This window comes from Roseomonas acroporae (assembly GCF_023223525.1).
In the GTDB taxonomy this organism is placed as follows: Bacteria; Pseudomonadota; Alphaproteobacteria; order Acetobacterales; family Acetobacteraceae; genus Roseomonas_E; species Roseomonas_E acroporae.
On record NZ_JALPRX010000228.1, the window covers coordinates 1 to 725 of the forward strand.

General features: G+C 69.7%; 1 protein-coding gene. It reads right to left on the bottom strand.

Features of this window, described 5'->3' with window-relative positions; all coding sequences use genetic code 11:
* The coding region (locus tag M0638_RS28160; protein WP_248670272.1) for a virulence-associated E family protein at positions 1–725 on the bottom strand (725 nt) is incomplete at both ends.

Sequence of the window (725 nt, forward strand, 5' to 3'; positions counted from 1 at the left end):
GAACCGGCGGTTGCCGGTGGTGTCGCTCAGCCATTCCTCGGCGTTGGTGGTGCCTACAAGGATGCACTGCCTCGGCCGGTTGACGTAGGCCTTGCCGTAGGGCGGGCGGAAGCGGTCCACCTGGCGAGACATGAAGGCCTTCACCGTCTCGGCCTCGGCGCGAATGAGCTGCTGAAGCTCGGCCAGCTCGAGGCACCAGACCCCGAGCAGACCCATGGCGGCGTCCTTCGATGCCAGATCCTCGGGCAAGCTGTCGGAGAACCAGTCGTCGCCGTAGAGGGCGCGGAGGGCGGTGGACTTGCCGAGGCCCTGGCCGCCCTCGAAGACGGGCGTGTGGTCGAACTTCACGCCCGGCTGGCGGATGCGCTTGACGCTGGCGATCAGCATCTTGGCGCCGGCGGCGGCGTGGTAGTCGTCGCCGGGGCAGCCGAAGCCGCGGTGCAGCCAGCCATCGACCCGAGGTACCCCGTCCCACACCAAGGATGCGAGCCAGTCCTCGACGGGATGGAACCGATGGCGCGCCGCCTCGGCCACCATGGCGTCCTCGACGGTCTGCTTGGTGAAGCGGTGCGTCCAGATGCGCTGCATGTGCGCCTGGACTAGCGCCAGGTCTTCCGGCCCCCAGGCTCGGGGGTAGGGGCCGGGCAAGGGCATGTCGCCGTCGCGGGCTGGGGGCGGTGCGAAGCGCAGCACGAACTCGGCCTTGAAGTCGTCGCGGCCGACGA